The 599-nt window shown below is 57.9% G+C and carries 2 pseudogenes; one reads left to right on the plus strand and one right to left on the minus strand.

The features are described 5' to 3' along the window. Positions 1-114, minus strand: a pseudogene (locus ENZ74_RS35570) (histidine phosphatase family protein); the annotation flags it as partial. 332 nt (positions 115-446) lie between these two features. Here ENZ74_RS35570 and ENZ74_RS33740 point away from each other — a divergent pair. Then, a pseudogene (locus tag ENZ74_RS33740) lies at positions 447-599 on the plus strand (RNA polymerase-binding protein DksA); the annotation flags it as partial.

The raw sequence follows: 599 nt of genomic DNA on the forward strand, positions 1-599 counted from the left end.
GCCTATCATTTCGGCATCGGCGCGGCCGGACGCATCGAGCGGACGGTCGAAATCGCGCATGCCGGGCAATGCCCAGCCAGCCTTGGCATGTCGCAACAGATAAAGCCTGCTCACCCAACCTCCGAATGCCGAAGCCTTCCGGGATTAGCCACGAGAACGGCGTCGCGCACAATGGCCCGTGCTCTTCAAACACGGCGAATCAGCCAACGCTGGCTGCTGCAAAATGCGCTTGCATATCGGCCCCGGGGGCACCGCGATCAGGGAAAATATGCGTCACCGGATCCAAAGTGTCGCGGCGGAGTTTGTACCAAAGCGACCGTACGCGGCTGCAAAGACGCGTGCCCGGGTACTTTAACAATTGCGTGAAACAGCGGCCGATTGCGCTTGTGCAGGCGTCGGACGACGAATATATAGGCGCCAAATTTGGGGCAGTTTGGGTGAGTCGAATGAACGACATCGTTACCGCCGATTACGTACCCTCCGAAGACGAGCCGTTCATGAACGAGCGGCAGAAATCCTACTTCCGCTCAAAGCTCGTCACCTGGAAGAATGACATATTGCGCGAAGCGCGCGAAACACTGGAAATCCTGCAGCAAGAA

Origin of the sequence: Mesorhizobium sp. M7A.F.Ca.CA.002.15.2.1, from assembly GCF_003998715.1 — a bacterium.
GTDB classification, from domain to species: Bacteria; Pseudomonadota; Alphaproteobacteria; order Rhizobiales; family Rhizobiaceae; genus Mesorhizobium; species Mesorhizobium ciceri.